General features: G+C 71.9%; 3 protein-coding genes. All 3 read left to right on the forward strand.

Going from position 1 to position 1,711, the window contains the following annotated elements:
* The coding region (gene tnpA / locus CR165_RS24120; RefSeq protein WP_109519415.1) for an IS66-like element accessory protein TnpA at positions 1 to 365 on the forward strand (365 nt) is incomplete at its 5' end.
* On the forward strand, positions 362 to 718 hold the full coding sequence (gene tnpB / locus CR165_RS24125) for an IS66 family insertion sequence element accessory protein TnpB (protein ID WP_109519416.1): 357 nt from the start codon (positions 362 to 364) through the stop codon (positions 716 to 718). The genes tnpA and tnpB, both read left to right, overlap by 4 nt.
* A gap of 31 nt (positions 719 to 749) precedes the next feature.
* Positions 750 to 1,711: IS66 family transposase (gene tnpC, locus CR165_RS24130; protein ID WP_245906755.1), on the forward strand; the 962-nt coding region annotated here is incomplete at its 3' end.

Consider the following 1,711-nt stretch of genomic DNA (forward strand, 5'->3'; position numbering starts at 1 on the left):
CGGGTGGCCGCGGATATCGCCGGGTAGAGGTGCTGACGGGTCCTGGACGCCGTCGCCGGTGGTCGGAGGAGGCCAAGGCGCAGATTGTCGCGGAGACGCTCGCACCCGGCGCCGTCATCGCCGAGGTGGCGCGTCGCTGGCAGATCTGCTCACAGCAGGTGTTTACCTGGCGGCGCGAGATGCGGCACAGCGTGGCGCCCTCGTTCGTGCCGATCGTGGCGGAGCCCAGTATGGCGCCGCACGTGTCCACTCCATCGCCCTGCATCGAGATCCAGGTGGCTGGGGCTCTCGTGCGGGTCTTGCCGGACACGGATCCGGCTCTGTTGGTCATGGTGCTCCGCGCGCTGCGGACCGTGGCGGAGTGATCACGCTGCCCGCGGGTGCGCGTGTTCTGCTGGCCAGCCGACCGGTGGATTTCCGCAAGGGCGCGCATGCCTTGGCGGCTCTGGCGGCCGAGGTGCTGAGTGCCGATCCCTTCTCGGGCGTAGTGCTGGTGTTCCGCGCCAGGCGCGCCGACCGGATCAAGATCGTGCTCTGGGATGGCAGCGGGCTGGTGTTGATCAGCAAGCAGTTGGAGGGCGGCCCGTTCCGCTGGCCACCCATCATCGACGGCGCGGTGCGGCTGACGCCGGTGGAGTTCGCCGCGCTGTTCGACGGCATCGACTGGACGCGGGTGCAGAGCACAAAACGAATTCCCACGCCGGGCGTGGCTGCGTAGAATCGCGGGTGTGATGGTCGCCACGGACAGCATGCCGAGCCTGCCGGAGGATCCCGCGGTCCTGCGGGCGCTGCTGCTGGCGACGCTGGAGCAGCGCGATGCCGCCATGGCCGAGCGCGACGCGCTGGCGGCGCGGAACGAACAGCTGCACCACCTGCTGATGGCGCTCAAGCGGCGGCAGTTCGGGCAGAAGTCGGAGCGGCTGCCGGAAGACCAGCTGTTGTTCGCGTTCGAGGAGATCGAGGCGACGCTGGCGACCGGCGAGGCCGAGGTGGGCCAGCGCTCGAAGGCGCTGCGGGACCAGCAGGCCAGGCGCCGCCGCGGCAACCGTGGCCAGCTGCCCGCGCATCTGCCACGCATCGAGCAGGTGCTGCTGCCCGAGCGGGAAACCTGCCCCTGTTGCGCTGGCCTGCTGGTCGAGATCGGCGCCGACAGCGCCGAGCGGCTCGACGTGCTGCCAGCCCGGTTCCGGGTGCTGGTGACCAGGCGGCCCAAGCTCGCTTGCCGCGCCTGTCCCGGCGTGGTGCTGCAGGCGCCCGCGCCGGAGCGACTGGTACCCGGCGGGCTGCCGACCGAGGCCACCGTCGCCCAGGTGCTGGTGGCCCGCTACGCCGACCACCTGCCGCTGTACCGCCAGGCGCAGATGCTGGCGCGGCAGGGGCTGACCCTGGGACGCGAGGTGCTGGCCGACTGGCTGGGCACCGCCGCCCAGGAGATCCGGCCGGTGGTGCGGCGCCTGCGCGAGATCCTGCTCGCCTCGCCCCGGCTGTTCGCCGACGAGACCACCCTGCCGGTGCTCGATCCGGGACGTGGCAAGGTGAAGAAGGGGTACGCCTGGGCACTGGCGCGCGACGACCGGCCCTGGGGTGGCACCGATCCCCCGGCGGTGGTGTTCCGCTACGCCCCTGGCCGCGGGCAGGAGCATGCCAGGGCGCTGCTGGCGGGCTACCGCGGCATCGTCCAGTGCGACGGCTACGCCGCCTACAAGGCGCT

Origin of the sequence: Teichococcus aestuarii (genome assembly GCF_003116135.1) — a bacterium.
Classification (GTDB): Bacteria; Pseudomonadota; Alphaproteobacteria; order Acetobacterales; family Acetobacteraceae; genus Pseudoroseomonas; species Pseudoroseomonas aestuarii.